The sequence below is a fragment of the Pelomicrobium sp. P1 genome (genome assembly GCF_052805615.1).
Window position 1 is genome coordinate 159,342 of record NZ_JBRBEM010000006.1, and the last position, 15,117, is coordinate 174,458.

General features: G+C 68.5%; 13 protein-coding genes. 5 read left to right on the forward strand and 8 right to left on the reverse strand.

The window, feature by feature from the left end:
* Positions 1-29 precede the first annotated feature (29 nt).
* The 8 genes from ACUVYZ_RS08135 to ACUVYZ_RS08170 form a co-directional block, all read right to left on the reverse strand.
* Positions 30-461 (reverse strand): hypothetical protein, encoded by a 432-nt coding sequence (locus ACUVYZ_RS08135; protein WP_439933944.1) that lies wholly within the window; start codon positions 459-461, stop codon positions 30-32.
* Positions 458-1,252 carry an enoyl-CoA hydratase/isomerase family protein gene (locus tag ACUVYZ_RS08140; protein ID WP_439933945.1) on the reverse strand — a complete coding sequence of 265 codons (795 nt, stop codon included), beginning with the start codon at positions 1,250-1,252 and terminating at the stop codon, positions 458-460. Before ACUVYZ_RS08140 ends, ACUVYZ_RS08135 begins: the two co-directional genes overlap by 4 nt.
* 34 nt (positions 1,253-1,286) lie before the next feature.
* Positions 1,287-2,894: a carboxyl transferase domain-containing protein gene (locus ACUVYZ_RS08145; protein ID WP_439933946.1), complete on the reverse strand. Its 1,608-nt coding sequence runs from the start codon at positions 2,892-2,894 to the stop codon at positions 1,287-1,289.
* A 1-nt stretch (position 2,895) separates the two neighbouring features.
* Positions 2,896-4,059, reverse strand: a complete 1,164-nt coding sequence (locus ACUVYZ_RS08150) for an isovaleryl-CoA dehydrogenase (RefSeq protein WP_439933947.1) — start codon at positions 4,057-4,059, stop codon at positions 2,896-2,898.
* A gap of 67 nt (positions 4,060-4,126) precedes the next feature.
* On the reverse strand, positions 4,127-4,729 hold the full coding sequence (locus ACUVYZ_RS08155) for a 2-hydroxychromene-2-carboxylate isomerase (protein WP_439933948.1): 603 nt from the start codon (positions 4,727-4,729) through the stop codon (positions 4,127-4,129).
* Positions 4,726-5,907, reverse strand: a complete 1,182-nt coding sequence (locus ACUVYZ_RS08160) for an acetyl-CoA C-acyltransferase (RefSeq protein WP_439933965.1) — start codon at positions 5,905-5,907, stop codon at positions 4,726-4,728. Before ACUVYZ_RS08160 ends, ACUVYZ_RS08155 begins: the two co-directional genes overlap by 4 nt.
* A 76-nt stretch (positions 5,908-5,983) precedes the next feature.
* Positions 5,984-6,451, reverse strand: a complete 468-nt coding sequence (locus ACUVYZ_RS08165) for a PaaI family thioesterase (RefSeq protein WP_439933949.1) — start codon at positions 6,449-6,451, stop codon at positions 5,984-5,986.
* A gap of 27 nt (positions 6,452-6,478) precedes the next feature.
* Entirely contained in the window at positions 6,479-6,892 is a 414-nt protein-coding gene (locus ACUVYZ_RS08170) for a MerR family transcriptional regulator (protein WP_439933950.1), read from the reverse strand.
* A 95-nt stretch (positions 6,893-6,987) separates the two neighbouring features.
* On the opposite strand from ACUVYZ_RS08170, the gene ACUVYZ_RS08175 reads away from it, so the two are divergent.
* The 5 genes from ACUVYZ_RS08175 to ACUVYZ_RS08195 all read left to right on the forward strand — a co-directional run bounded on the left by ACUVYZ_RS08175 (position 6,988) and on the right by ACUVYZ_RS08195 (position 14,879).
* A complete protein-coding gene (locus tag ACUVYZ_RS08175) occupies positions 6,988-8,112 on the forward strand; it encodes an MBL fold metallo-hydrolase (protein WP_439933951.1) in 1,125 nt (374 codons plus the stop codon).
* A gap of 34 nt (positions 8,113-8,146) precedes the next feature.
* Positions 8,147-9,964, forward strand: coding sequence for a PHA/PHB synthase family protein (locus ACUVYZ_RS08180; RefSeq protein ID WP_439933952.1), 1,818 nt, complete (start codon positions 8,147-8,149; stop codon positions 9,962-9,964).
* A 70-nt stretch (positions 9,965-10,034) separates the two neighbouring features.
* Complete coding sequence (icmF, locus tag ACUVYZ_RS08185; RefSeq protein WP_439933953.1) at positions 10,035-13,289, forward strand: fused isobutyryl-CoA mutase/GTPase IcmF; 3,255 nt, start codon at positions 10,035-10,037, stop codon at positions 13,287-13,289.
* Positions 13,290-13,297: 8 nt separating this feature from the next.
* Complete coding sequence (locus tag ACUVYZ_RS08190) at positions 13,298-14,062, forward strand: SDR family NAD(P)-dependent oxidoreductase (RefSeq protein ID WP_439933954.1); 765 nt, start codon at positions 13,298-13,300, stop codon at positions 14,060-14,062.
* Positions 14,063-14,093: 31 nt separating this feature from the next.
* On the forward strand, positions 14,094-14,879 hold the full coding sequence (locus ACUVYZ_RS08195) for an enoyl-CoA hydratase-related protein (RefSeq protein WP_439933955.1): 786 nt from the start codon (positions 14,094-14,096) through the stop codon (positions 14,877-14,879).
* Positions 14,880-15,117: the final 238 nt, after the last annotated feature.

Sequence of the window (15,117 nt, forward strand, 5' to 3'; positions counted from 1 at the left end):
GGCGGCCGTCGGTTTCCCCTCGATCCAGATCAGGCCGCAGCGAACAACGAGCGCTCCACCAGGGCCGGCACCACCAGGGCGGCGAAGAGGGCGATGCCGGTGAGAACGAGGCCGAGCAGCATCAGCACGCCGCCCCGCAGCCGGGCGGCACGGCCTTGGGCGATCCGGGTGTCCACGATCACCCGGGCGCCGGGCGGGGGAAAGCGGCCGGCCTGCACGGCGCACCGGCCAAAGGAAAAAAGATAAACGCCGATGGGGATGAGGGGAGCGAAAGCGGCCAGCATCAAAAGCTTCAAGGCTCGCACCGCCTCGCGCGGATCATGCTGGAACTTCGCGACCAGCCAGGGCGCTACCAGCTCCAGCGCCAGGACCGCCAGCGCCACTAGGGCGAGGGCGGCGAAGGCGATGCGCCGTCGCAGCCGGCGGTCTGCCCGCAGGATATCGGGGGCCGGATCGCTCATGCCCTTGTGGTCCAGCGCGGAGCCCGCTTCTCCAGGAAGGCGGCCATGCCCTCCCGCCCTTCGGCGCTGGCCCGGGCCGCGGCGATGCGGCGAGCGGTTTCCAGGAGGAGCGCCTCGTCCAGCCCCCGCCCGGCCACGTCGGCCACCAGGCGCTTGGCCGCCCCCTGGGCGCCGGGCGCGCCCTGGAGCAGCGCCGCCACCAGCCCCTCCACCGCCTGATCCAGGGCGGGCGTGTCGGCCACTTCGTGCACCAGCCCCAGGCGCCGTGCAGTCTCGGCGTCGAAGCGCTCCCCGGTGGTGAAGTAGCGGCGCGCTTGGCGGGGGCCCAGGGCGGCCACCACGTAGGGCGCGACGGTGGCGGGGATCAGGCCCAGCCGCACCTCGGACAGGGCGAACTGGGCGCCGCGTGCCGCCACCGCCAGGTCGCAGCAGGCGATAAGCCCCACCCCGCCGCCGAAGGCGGAGCCCTGGACTCGGGCCACGGTGGGGCGGGGCAGGGCGTCGAGCCGCCTGAGCACCCGGGCGAGCTTCAGGGCGTCCTCCACGTTCTGGGCCTCGGTGTAGCCGGCCACCCGCCGCATCCACTGGAGATCCGCCCCGGCGCAGAAGCTCGGGCCCTCGGCGGCCAGCACCACCACCCGCACTGCCGGGTCCTGCTCCAGGTGATGCAAGGCGTCGCCCAATTGGGCGATCAGGGCGTCGTCGAAGGCGTTGTGCACCTCGGGACGGTTGAGCCGCAGCGTGGCCACGCCGCGCTTGTCAATGTCGAGCAGGATCGATGGGGAGCTCATGGGCGTCGCAAGGTCGAAGAAGCGGGGCCACGCGTCACATGCGGAAGACCCCGAAGGCGGTATTTTCAATGGGGGCGTTGAAGGCGGCCGACAGGGCCAGCCCCAGCACCCGGCGGGTCTGGGCCGGGTCGATCACCCCGTCGTCCCACAGGCGGGCAGTGGCGTAATAGGGATGACCCTGGGTCTCGTACTGGTTCCGGATCGGGGCCTTAAAGGTCTCCTCCTCTTCGGGGCTCCAGCTCTTGCCTTCTTTTTCCAGGCCGTCGCGCTTGATCTGGGCCAGCACCGAGGCCGCTTGCTCGCCCCCCATCACCGAGATGCGGGCGTTGGGCCACATCCACAGGAAGCGGGGGCCGTAGGCCCGGCCGCACATCCCATAGTTGCCAGCGCCGAAGCTGCCGCCGATGATCACGGTGAACTTGGGCACCCGGGCGCAGGCCACCGCGGTCACCATCTTGGCCCCGTCCTTGGCGATGCCGCCGGTTTCGTATTTCTTGCCCACCATGAAGCCGGTGATGTTCTGCAAGAAGAGCAGCGGCACGCCCCGCTGGCAGGCGAGCTGGATGAAGTGGGTGCCCTTCAGCGCGGATTCGGAGAACAGGACGCCGTTATTGGCCAAGATTCCCACCGGGTAGCCGTGGATGCGGGCGAAGCCCGTCACCAGGGTGGTGCCGTAGCGGCTCTTGAATTCGTCGAAGCGGCTGCCGTCGACGAGGCGCGCGATCACTTCGCGCACGTCGTAGGTCTTCCGGAGATCGGTCGGCACCACGCCGTAGAGCTCCTCCGGGGGATAGAGGGGTTCCTCCGGCTCCGCGGGCTCGAAGGGAAGGGCTTTTTTACGGTTGAGGTCGGCCACGATGCGGCGGGCGATGGCAAGGGCGTGGGCGTCGTTTTCTGCCAAATGATCCGCCACCCCGGAGACGCGGGTGTGCACATCCCCGCCCCCCAGCTCCTCGGCACTCACCACCTCCCCCGTGGCGGCCTTCACCAGGGGCGGGCCGCCGAGGAAAATCGTGCCCTGGTCCTTCACGATGATGGTCTCGTCGGACATGGCCGGCACGTAGGCGCCCCCCGCGGTGCAGGAGCCCATCACCACGGCGATCTGGGGGATGCCCAGGGCCGAGAGGTTCGCCTGGTTGAAGAAGATACGCCCGAAGTGGTCCCGGTCGGGGAACACCTCGTCCTGGGCCGGGAGATAGGCGCCCCCGGAATCCACCAGGTAGATGCAGGGCAGGCGGTTTTCCCGGGCGATCTCCTGGGCCCGCAGGTGCTTCTTGACCGTGATGGGGTAATAGGTACCGCCCTTCACCGTGGCGTCGTTGGCGACGATCACGCATTCCTGCCCCGAGACGCGCCCGATAGCCGTGACGATGCCGGCCGCGGGCACCTCGTTGCCGTACATGCCGTAGGCGGCGAGCTGGGACAGCTCCAGGAGCGGCGTGCCAGGATCGATCAGGGCGTCGATGCGCTCCCGCACGAGGAGCTTGCCTCGGGCGAGGTGCCGGCGCCGGGCCTCCTCCGGCCCGCCCTGGGCTGCCTCCTGCACCTTGCGGCGCAGGTCCTCCACCAGGGCGCCCATCGCCGCGGCGTTGGTGCGGAATTCCTCGCTCTTGGGGTCCACCTTGGACTGGATCGCCGTCATGTCACCCGGTTTCCGCAAAGAGCTCCCGCCCGATGAGCCAGCGGCGGATCTCGGAGGTGCCCGCCCCGATCTCATAGAGCTTGGCGTCGCGCCAGAGCCGCCCGGCGGGGTACTCGTTGATGTAGCCGTTGCCGCCGAGGCACTGGATCGCCTCCCCCGCCATCCAGGTGGCCCGCTCGGCGGCATAGAGGATCGCTCCGGCCGCGTCCTTGCGGGTCACTTCCCCCCGGTCGCAGGCCTTGGCCACGGCGTAGACGTAGGCGCGGCAGGCGTTGAAGGTGGTGTACATGTCGGCGAGCTTTCCCTGGATCAACTGGAATTCGCCGATGGGCTGGCCGAACTGCCTGCGCTCGTGCACGTAGGGCAGCACCACGTCCAAGCACGCGGCCATGATCCCCAGCGGGCCGCCGGCGAGCACCAGCCGCTCGTAGTCGAGACCGCTCATGAGCACCGCGACGCCCTCGTTCACCGCCCCCAGGACGTTGTCCTCGGGCACCTCGCAGTCCTGGAACACCAGCTCGCAGGTGTTGGAGCCGCGCATGCCCAGCTTGTCCAGCTTCTGGGCGGTGGAAAAGCCCTTGAAGCCCCGCTCCACGAGGAAGGCGGTGATGCCCTTGGCCCCCGCCGCTGGATCGGTCTTGGCGTACACCACCAGCACGTCCGCGTCCGGCCCGTTGGTGATCCACATCTTGGTGCCGTTGAGAATATAGCGGTCGCCGCGCTTGTCCGCCCGGAGCCGCATGGACACCACGTCGGAGCCGGCGCCGGCTTCCGACATGGCGAGCGCCCCCACGTGCTCTCCGGAGACGAGCTTCGGCAGGTAGCGCCGCTTTTGCGCCTCGGTGCCGTGGCGGCGGATCTGGTTGACGCACAGGTTGGAATGGGCCCCGTAGGACAGGCCCACCGAGGCGCTCGCCCGGCTCACCTCCTCCATGGCCACCACGTGGGCCAGATAGCCGAGCCCGGCGCCCCCGTACTCCTCCTCGACCGTGATGCCGAGCAGCCCCAGGTCGCCGAGCTTGGGCCACAGATCCCGGGGGAACTCGTTGGAGCGGTCGATCTCCGCCGCCCGGGGCGCGATCTCTTTCGCGGCGAAGCCGCGCACGGTTTCGCGCAACAGGTCGATGGTTTCGCCTAGGTCGAAGTTAAGGCTTACAGGGTTCATGATCGGCGTGGCTTCGGGAAATCAGGCAATCTGCACAGGGGCCGATGGGTGCAGGGTCGGAAATTGCTCACCACCCGCCGGTCTCGAGCCAGCGCTCGAGCTGATCCATCCGGTCCACGCCCCAGAAGGGCTCCCCGTCCACGATGAAGAAGGGCGAGCCGAACACGCCCCGGGCGAGGGCGGCGTCCGTCTCGGCGCGCAGGCGCTCCTTCACGGCGGGCTCCTGCAGCGCCGCGCGCAGCGCCTCGCCGGGAAGTCCCATCGAGGCGGCCACGTCGGCGGTCACTTCGGGGCTGGAGATGTCCCGGTCATCGACGAAGTACGCATGGAAGAGGGCCGAGGCGAGCGCCTTGGCCTTGGCGGGGTCCCGGTCCCAAAGCCAGTAGGTAGCCCGGGCGGGGGCCTGGGTCGCCACCGGGAACTTGGAGGGGATCCTCAAGGGGATGCCATAGTAGCGGGCGCAGCGGAGCATGTCCCGCCGGGCGTAGTCGCCTTTGAGGGGGACCGTGGGAAGGGGCTGCCCGCCCGTGACCTTGAAGACGGCGCCGAGCAGGATCGGGCGCCAGACCACTTCCCGGCCGTGCCGGGCGGCGAGGGCCTCGATGCGGGTGCTGGCGAGATAGCCGTAAGGGGAAGAGTAGTCGAAGTAGAAATCGATCGGTGCGCTCATGGCCTCTCCACTGCCATGGCGGTGGCCTCGCCGCCGCCGATGCACAGGGCGGCGAGGCCGCGCTTCAAGCCGTACTTCTCCAGGGCGTAGAGCAGGGTCACCAGGATGCGGGCGCCGGAGGCGCCGATGGGGTGACCCAGGGCGCAGGCGCCCCCGTGCACGTTCACCTTCTCGTGGGGGAGCTTCAGCTCCTCCATGGCCGCCATGGTGACCACGGCGAAGGCCTCGTTGATCTCGTACAGGTCCACGTCCCGGTCGGTCCAGCCCACTTTTTCGTAGAGTCTGCGGATCGCTCCCACCGGGGCGGTGGTGAACCAGGCCGGTTCCTGGGCGTGGGTGGCGTGCCCCCGGATGACGGCCATGGGTTGGAGGCCGCGCTTTTCCGCCTCGGAGCGCCGCATCAGCACCAGCGCCGCCGCGCCGTCCGAGATGGAGCTGGCGTTGGCGGGGGTCACCGTGCCGTCCTTCTTGAACGCGGGCTTCAAGGTCGGGATCTTGTCCGGGCTGGCCTTGAGGGGCTGCTCGTCCTGGGCCACGACCCGCTCTCCGTCCCGGGCTTTCACCGCCACCGGCACGATCTCCCGGGCGAAGGTCCCGTCCCGGGTGGCCGTCTGGGCGCGGGTCAGGGAGGCGATGGCGAAGCGGTCCTGGGCTTCCCGGGAGAAGCGGTAGCGGGCGGCGCACTCCTCGGCGAAGTCGCCCATGAGGCGCCCCTTGTCATAGGCGTCTTCCAGCCCGTCGAGGAACATGTGGTCCTTGAGTTCCCCGTGGCCGAGCCGGTAGCCGCCCCGGGCCCGCATCAGCAGGTAAGGGGCATTGCTCATGCTCTCCATGCCGCCCGCCACCATCACCCGGTTGGTTCCCGCCCGCAGCAGGTCATGGGCCAGCATCACCGCCTTCATGCCGGAGCCGCACATCTTGTTGATGGTGGTGCAGCCGGCGGAAAGCGCTAGCCCCGCGCCGAGGGCCGCCTGGCGCGCCGGCGCCTGGCCCTGGCCGGCGGAGAGCACGTTACCCAGGATGACCTCCTCCACGTCCCCGGGGACGACGCCCGAGCGCTCCACCGCCGCCCGGATGGCGGCGGCGCCCAGCTCGTGGGCGGTGAGCGGGCTCAAGTCCCCGAGGAGCCCGCCCATGGGAGTACGGGCGGCGGAGACGATGACAACGGGATCTTCCATCATGGCGGCACCTTTCTGTCGAGCCTCCGGTAAATCGACGACCCGGCGGGCGGCGCAGGCTCCGTCGGCCGCCCGCTCAACCCTGCACCTCCGGCTTGCCTTGGATCGTCATGAGGGTCTGCAGCAGGATGGCGCAGAGCCGTTCCGTCCCGTCCTTGACCACCGCCACGTCGGCCTGGGATACCACCAGGGAGTGGCCGGCCTTGATCACCCGGCCCCGGGCGATGAGCAGCTCGCCGTCGCCCGGAGCGAGCAGGTTCATCTTGTATTCCACGGTGAGCACGCCGGCGTCGGCCGGCATCAGGGTGAAGGCCGCGTAGCCCCCGGCCGAATCGCCGAGGGTGCCGATGACGCCCCCGTGGAAGTAGCCGTGCTGTTGGGCGAGCTCCGGGCGAAACGGGAGCCGGATCTCGCAGTAGCCGGGCCTCACCTCGGTGAGCGCGGCGCCGAGATGGCCCATGATACCCTGGCGCGCGAAGCTCGCCCGCACCCGTTCGGCGTACCTCGGGTCAGGGGCCGTGAATCCTGCCGCTTCCCGTTTCACGCCATGCCTCCGCGACGCTGCGATGGTTCAGGGGCCGGACGGGACGGCCACGCTGGCGCGTTGCCCGAGCCTTTCTTCCATGATCCGGCGGCATTGCTTTTCGAACGTCTCGATCTCCGCCAGCATGGCGTCGATGTCCCGGCGCTGCTGTTCCAGCGCCGTCTTCCGCTTGTCGAGAATGACCAGGAACTGCTGGAGCTGGGCGGTTTCGTCCCGGGCGTCGTACAGGTCGAAGAGCTCCTTGATCTCGCTTAAGGAGAAGCCTAGGCGCTTGCCCCGCAGGGTGAGCTTGAGGCGCACCCGGTCCCGGTGGGAATAGATCCGGTGACGCCCTTCCCGGGCGGGGCTCAGCAGCCCCCGGTCCTCGTAGAAGCGGATGGTACGGGTGGTCACGCCGAACTCCCGTGCCAGCTCGGTGATGGTGTACGTGGCCTCTTTCATTGTGTGTTGCAGCATGACCCCGTAGAATAAAAGCCACTATAGTTCCATCTTACGTAAACGTAAAGCCAGACCCCCCACACCCATCAGGGACCGCCATGCCCGCCAGCGTCGAACCCGTTCCTGCTTCCGCCCCCTCTGAATCTTCGCCGGAGCCGGCAGCGCCCTCCCTCCACTACCCGTTCGGCCAGCAAGCCCCCGGACCCGGGGAGCTCCTGGAAGTGGCCGACGGGGTGGGGTGGGTGCGCATGCCCCTGCCCTTCGCCCTGGACCACATCAACCTGTGGGTGCTGCGGGACGGGGACGCCTGGACGGTGGTGGACTGCGGCTACGCGGGGGAGGCCTCCCGGGCGGCGTGGGAGACCCTGCTGGCGGGCCCCCTGGCCGGGCGGCCGGTCCGTCGGGTGATCGTCACCCACTACCACCCGGACCACGTGGGGCTGGCCCATTGGCTCATTCGGCGCTTCGGCGCCGAGTTGTGGATGACCCAGGCAGAGTACCTGACCGCCCACGCCGTGTGGGACGGCCGGGCCGGCTTCGGCAAGGAACCCCTCATGGCCCTTTACCGGCGCCACGGCCTGGACGAGGCGCGGCTCGGGCACTTGAGACTCAAAGGGGAGACGTACCGGCAAGGGGTGCCGGAGCTCCCCACCCGCTACCGGCGCATCCTGGACGGGGAGGCGATTCCCATCGACGGGCGGGCGTGGACCGTGCGGGTGGGCTACGGCCACGCCCCCGAGCACGCCGCCCTCCATTGCGAGGCCCTGGGGCTTTTGATCTCCGGCGACATGGTGCTGCCCCGCATTTCCACCAACGTGAGCGTCTGGGGCAACGAGCCGGAGGGCGACCCCCTGGGCTTGTACCTGGACTCCCTAACCCGTTACCGGACGTTGCCGGAGCAGACCCGGGTGCTGCCTTCCCATGGCCTGGTCTTCACCGGGCTCAGGGCCCGCATCGACGCGCTGCGCCGGCATCATGTCGAGCGGCTGGGAACCTTGCGGGCCGCCTGCGCGCAGCCCCGCACGGCGGCGGAAGTGATGCCGGTGCTGTTCAAGCGCGCCCTGGACCCCCACCAGTTGTTCTTCGCCCTGGGAGAGACCCTCGCCCACATGAACTATCTCTGGCGCCGGGGACGGCTCGAGCGCCTGGAGGCGGAGGGCGTGTACCGCTTCCGTGCCCTGGCGAGCCCCCGTTTCGTGGAAGCGCCCGCTGGGTTGGACTAGACTTGTTTTGATTCGATCGTTAAGGAGAACGGCCGTGAGCAGCGCAGCCCCCGAGCCGCCCAAGCCCGAAATCCCCGACCCCGTGGAACTCGCCCGCAATTTGAGCGACATCGCCCAGCGCTCGAGCAAGGTACTGTCCGAGTTCGTCTCCCGGCAGGCGACCCAGGGGCAGCTCGGGCTCGCCGACGAGCTGGGCATCGCCAAGGCGTTCATGGACATGGCGGCGAAGCTGATGCTGGACCCCATCAAGCTCGCCCAGGCCCAGGTGAACCTGTGGCAGGACTACATGGCCCTGTGGCAGAACAGCTTCCTCAAGATGCTGGGCCACGAGGTGCCGCCGGTGGCGGCGCCCGCCAAGGGGGACAAGCGCTTCCAGCACGAGGCGTGGGAGGACCACTTCCTGTTCGACTACATCAAGCAGTCCTACCTCATCGCTGCCCGCCACCTGCACAACGTGGTGGGGAGCGTGGAGGGGCTGGACGAGCAGACGGCGAAGAAGATCAACTTCTACACCCGCCAGTACATCGACGCCCTGTCCCCCAGCAACTTCGTGCTCACCAATCCGGTAGTGTTCGACGAGACGGTGAAAAGCGGCGGCCAGAACCTGCTCAAGGGGCTGTCCAACCTGCTGGAGGACCTGGAGCGGGGCAACGGGCAGTTGCGCATCAAGATGACCGACCCGGAGGCCTTCAAGCTGGGGGTGAACATCGCCACCACGCCGGGCAAGGTGATCTACCAGAACGGGCTAATGCAGCTCCTGCAGTACCAGCCGGCAACGGAGACGGTGTTCAAGCGTCCGCTGCTCATCATCCCGCCCTGGATCAACAAGTACTACATCCTGGACCTGCGGGAGAAGAACTCCTTCATCAAGTGGGCGGTGGAGCAGGGCCACACGGTGTTCGTCATCTCCTGGGTGAACCCGGACGCGGAGCACGCCAAGAAGACCTTCGACGACTACCTGCTGGAGGGCCCCCTGGCGGCGCTGGAGGCCATCGAGCAGGCGACCGGTGAGAAGGAGGTGAACGCTATCGGCTACTGCCTGGGCGGGACGCTCCTCGCCTGCACCCTGGCGTATCTCGCGGCCAGGCGCCAGTCCTCCCGCATCGCCAGCGCCACCTTCTTCACCACCATGATCGACTTCTCCGAGCCGGGCGAGCTGGAGGTGTTCATCGACGACGAGCAGATCGCCGCTCTGGAGCGGCGCATGCAGGAGCGCGGCTACCTGGAAGGCCACGAGATGGCCACCACCTTCAACATGCTGCGGGCCAACGACCTGATCTGGTCCTTCGTGGTGAACAACTACCTCCTGGGCAAGGACCCGTTCCCCTTCGATCTCCTCTATTGGAACTCCGATTCCACCCGCATGCCCGCGGCCATGCACAGTTTCTACCTGCGCAACATGTACCATCGCAACCTGCTCAAGGAGCCGGGTGGCATCCAACTGGCGGGCGTGCCCATCGACGTGTCCAAGATCAAGACCCCGGCGTTCTTCGTGTCCACGGTGGAGGATCACATCGCTCCGTGGAAATCCACCTACGCCGGGGCGCGGCTGCTCTCCGGTCCGGTCACCTTCGTGCTGGGGGGCTCGGGCCACATCGCCGGGGTGATCAATCCCCCCGCGGCGGGCAAGTACGGCTATTGGGTGAACGACCGGCTGGTGCCGGATCCGGAGACCTGGTTCCAGGAGGCCCAACACCAGCCGGGTTCCTGGTGGACCCACTGGGCGGCCTGGGTGGAACCCTTCGGGGACGGGCGGGTTCCCGCCCGGATTCCGGGGGCGGGCAAGCTCAAGCCCCTCGAAGATGCTCCCGGCTCCTACGTTCGGGTGAGAACCGACGGGGGAAACGAGTAACCGGAAAAGCGACGCCGGCGCCCGCCCGGCGGGCGCCCAAAACCCGGAAGTGACGCGAGGAGGGGAACCGATGACCGATTTGAGCGTTCAAGTGGCGCCCCAGCCCTACAAGCTCGTCAACCGGGTTCGCTTCGTCACGGCGGCAAGTCTCTTCGACGGCCACGACGCCTCCATCAACATCGTGCGCCGGCTGCTCCAAGCCCACGGCGCGGAGGTGATCCACCTGGGCCACAACCGCTCGGTGGAGGAGATCGTCACCGCGGCCCTGCAGGAAGACGTCCACGCTGTCGCCGTCAGCTCCTACCAGGGCGGCCACATGGAGTTCTTCAAGTACATGGTGGATCTCCTCAAGGAGCGGGGCGGGGCGGGGATCAAGATCTTCGGCGGCGGGGGCGGGGTCATCATCCCCAGAGAGATCCGGGAACTGGAGGCCTACGGGGTCACCCGCATCTATTCCCCCGAGGACGGGCAGAAGCTGGGGCTGGCCGGCATGATCCGGGACATGCTGGAGCGGGCGGACGCGGACCTCACCCGGGACTGTCCCAAGGATCTGAAGCCGGTGCGCGCCGGCGACCGGCGGGCCCTGGCGCGGCTCATCACCGCCCTGGAGAACGAGGCCCTGGAGCCCGCGCTGCGGGACGAGCTCAAGCGGGGCGCGGCGGCCAAGGTGCCGGTGGTGGGCATCACGGGCACGGGGGGCTCCGGCAAGTCGTCCCTCACCGACGAGCTTATCCGTCGCTTCCGCCTGGACCAGGAGGACCGGCTGCAGATCGCCGTCGTCGCCGCCGATCCCACCCGCCGCAAGACCGGCGGGGCGCTGCTGGGGGACAGGATCCGCATGAACGCCATCGACTCCCCCCGCATCTACATGCGCTCCCTGGCGACCCGGGTGGCGGGGAGCGAGATCCCCGCCACGCTGCCCGACATCATCGCCCTGGTGAAGCTCGCGGGCTTCGACCTGGTGCTGGTGGAGACCTCCGGCATCGGCCAGGGGGACGCCGCCATCGCGCCTCTGGCCGACGTGTCGATCTACGTGATGACGCCGGAATACGGGGCGGCGAGCCAGCTCGAGAAGATCGAGATGCTGGACTTCGCGGATCTCGTGGCGATCAACAAGTTCGACCGCCGCGGCGCGCTGGATGCTCTGCGGGACGTGTCCAAGCAGGTGCAGAGGAACCGCGCCGCGTTCGGCAAGAGCCCCGACGAGATGCCGGTCTACGGCACCATCGCCTCCCGCTTCAACGACGACGGGGTCACGGCCCTATACCAGGGGCTCGTGGGGCTGCTCTCGGAACGGGGCTACAAGCTCCCCCCCGGCCGGCTCTCGCGGGTGGAGGGACGACATTCCACCGGCGCCGCCTCCATCGTGCCCCCGGCCCGGATCCGCTATCTGGCCGAGATCGCCGAGACCGTGCGCGGCTACCACCGGGAGGCGGAGCGGCAGGTGGCCATTGCCCGGGAGCGGCAGCAGTTGAAAGGCGCCAAGCGCCTCCTGGAGGAGGCGGGCAAGGACGCCTCCCACCTGGAGCCCCTGATCGAGGCGCGGGAGCGAGCCCTAGATGCGCGCTGCAAGAAGCTCCTGGAGCTGTGGCCCCGCACCCGGGAGGTCTACGCCGGCGACGAATACGTGGTGAAGATCCGGGACAAGGAGGTGCGCACCACCCTGCACCACGCCACCCTGTCCGGCACCCGGCTGCCCAAGATCGCCCTTCCCGCCTACGGGGACGAGGGGGAGGTGCTCAAGTGGCTGCTCAAGGAGAACGTGCCGGGCAGCTTCCCCTACACCGCCGGCGTGTTCGCTTTCAAGCGCGAGTACGAGGATCCCACCCGCATGTTCGCCGGCGAAGGCGATCCTTTCCGCACCAATCGGCGCTTCCACTATCTCTCCAAGGACTCCCAAGCCAAGCGCCTGTCCACCGCCTTCGACTCGGTGACCCTGTATGGCTTCGACCCGGACGAGCGGCCGGACATCTACGGCAAGATCGGCAACTCCGGGGTGTCGGTGGCGACCCTGGACGACATGAAGGTGCTCTACTCGGGCTTCGACCTGTGCGATCCGCTCACCTCGGTCTCCATGACCATCAACGGGCCCGCGCCGACGATCCTGGCCATGTTTTTCAACACCGCCATCGACCAGCAGCTGGAGAAGTTCGAGCGCGAGAACGGCCGCCCGCCCACTGAGGACGAGCAGGAGAAGATCCGGGAGTGGGTGCTTTCCACCGTGCGCGGCACGGTGCAGGCGGACATCCTCAAGGAGGACCAGGGCCAGAACACCTGCATTTTCTCCACCGAGTTCGCACTGCGGATGATGGCGGACGTGCAGGAATACTTCGTCCGCCACAACGTGCGCAACTTCTACTCCGTGTCCATCTCCGGCTACCACATCGCCGAGGCGGGGGCGAATCCCATCACCCAGCTCGCCTTCACCCTGGCGAACGGCTTCACCTACGTGGAGGCCTATCTCGCCCGGGGCATGCACGTGGACGAGTTCGCCCCCAACCTGTCGTTCTTCTTCAGTAACGGCATGGATCCCGAGTACGCGGTGCTGGGGCGGGTCGCCCGGCGCATCTGGGCCACCGCCATGCGGTTCAAGTACGGGGCCAACGAACGCTCGCAAAAGCTCAAGTACCACATCCAGACCTCGGGCAGGTCGCTGCATGCCCTGGAGATCGATTTCAACGACATCCGCACAACCCTCCAGGCCCTGATCGCCATCTACGACAACTGCAACTCGCTGCACACCAACGCCTACGACGAGGCGATCACCACGCCGACCGAGGAGTCGGTGCGCCGAGCCATGGCGATCCAGCTCATCATCAACCGGGAATGGGGGCTCGCCAAGAACGAAAACCCCAACCAGGGCGCCTTCATCATCGAGCAACTTACCGATCTCGTGGAGGAGGCGGTGCTCAAGGAGTTCGAGCGCCTGTCAGAGCGCGGCGGCGTGCTGGGGGCGATGGAGACCGGCTACCAGCGGAGCAAGATCCAGGAAGAGTCGCTTCTCTACGAGACCGAGAAGCACGACGGGACGCTCCCCATCATCGGGGTAAACACGTTCCTGAACCCCAACCCCAAGCCGGCGGCGGAGGCGATCCAGCTCGCCCGCTCCACCGAGGAGGAGAAGCAATCCCAGCTCAAGCGCTTGCGGGACTTCCAGGCGCGCCATGCCCACGAGGCGGGGCCCATGCTGGAGCGGCTCAAGCAGGCGGCCATGGGGGGCGAGAACGTGTTCGCCGTGCTCATGGACGCGGTGCGGGTGTGCTCCCTGGGGCAGATCACCCGCGCCCTGTTCGAGGTGGGCGGGCAGTACCGGCGCAACATGTAGGCGGGCCCGTGCGCATCCCAGGCAGCGCGTTCCTCGTCGCCGGCGGTGCCTCCGGGCTCGGCGCCGCCACCGCCCGGATGCTGGCCGCCGAGGGCGGCTCGGTGGTGATCTTCGACTTGAACGAGCCCGCGGGTGCCGCCCTCGCGCAGGAGCTGGGTGGCCGTGCCCGGTTCGTGGGCGGCAGCGTGACCGAGGAGGCGGCGGTGCAAGCGGCGGTGGCGGCGGCAGCCGAATTGGGGCCCTTGCGGGGCGCGGTCAATTGCGCCGGCATCGCGCCGGGGGAGCGGGTGGTGGGCAGGCAAGGACCCCACTCGCTGGAATCTTTCAACCGCACCCTCCAGGTGAACCTGGTGGGCACCTTCAACGTGCTGCGGCTCGCGGCCGCCGCCATGAGCGCCCTGGAGCCCCTGCCGAGCGGGGAGCGGGGCGTGATCGTCAACACCGCTTCAGTGGCCGCCTTCGACGGCCAGATCGGCCAGGCGGCCTACGCCGCCTCCAAGGCCGGCGTGGTGGGCATGGCGCTCCCCATCGCCCGGGAGCTCGCCCGCTTCGGCATCCGGGTGATGACCATCGCCCCGGGGATCTTCGACACCCCCATGGTGGCGGCCATGTCCGAGGAGCTGCGGGCGTCCTTGGCGGCCCAGGTGCCGTTTCCGCCCCGGCTGGGGCGGCCGGAGGAGTATGCGGCCTTGGTGAAGCACGTGTTGGAAAACGAAATGCTCAACGGCGAAGTGATCCGCCTGGATGGGGCGGTGCGCCTGGCGGCCAAGTGAATTCTTCTTTCATCCTCATCCTTTTTCCTCCATGGCCTACGAAAACCTGATCCTGGAACAAGTCGAGCACGGCATCTACCGCCTGACCCTCAACCGCCCGAAGGCGCTCAACGCCTTGAACCCCGAGACCCTCGCCGAGCTGGGCGCCGCGGTGGGCGAAGTGGCGGCGGACCCGGCGGCGCGGGCTCTGCTCGTGACCGGTGCGGGGGACAAGGCCTTCGTGGCTGGCGCCGACATCTCCCGCATGGTGGACATGAACCCCGAAGAGGGCCAGCGCTTTTGCGAGGCGGCTCTTCAGGCGTTCCGCGCCATTGAGCGGCTGCCCATTCCCGCCATCGCCCTGGTGAACGGCTACGCCCTGGGGGGCGGATGCGAGCTGGCTATGGCCTGCGATTTCATCGTCGCCTCGGAAAACGCCGTCTTCGGCCAGCCCGAAGTGAACCTGGGCATCAATCCCGGCTTCGGCGGCACCCAGCGGCTCCCCCGCCGGGTGGGCACCGGCTTGGCCCTGGAGCTGCTCCTCACCGGCCGCCAGGTGAAGGCGGAGGAGGCGAAGCAAATCGGCCTAGTGAACCACGTGGTGCCCAAGGATAAGCTTCAGGCCTTTGGCCTGGAACTCGCGCGCCAGATCGCCGCCAAGGCGCCCCTGGCGGTGCGCTACACCAAGCACCTGGTGCACCGGGGGAAGGACCTGGACCTGGACAACGCCTGCGCCCTGGAAACCCAGGCCTTCGGGCTCCTGTGCGCCACCGAGGACAAGCGGGAAGGCATGCGGGCGTTCCTGGAGAAACGGCCGGCCGTGTTCCGCGGGCGCTGAGCGATCGCACCCGCGCAGGACGCGAGCATAAAAAAACGGGCGGTTTCCCGCCCGTCCGGATTGGCCGGCCTCAGGCTGCGGCCCGCAACGGCATCTCGACGCAGAAAGGCTCGTCGCCGATCATCCGGGTCTCCTCGGTCCAGGGCAGCCCCTTCGCTTCCGGGTGGACCCGCCGGACCTCTGCCTCGGACATCGTCTGGGGCGTCAGGCGCCCCTCGCCCGTCGTCGGGTCCCGGTA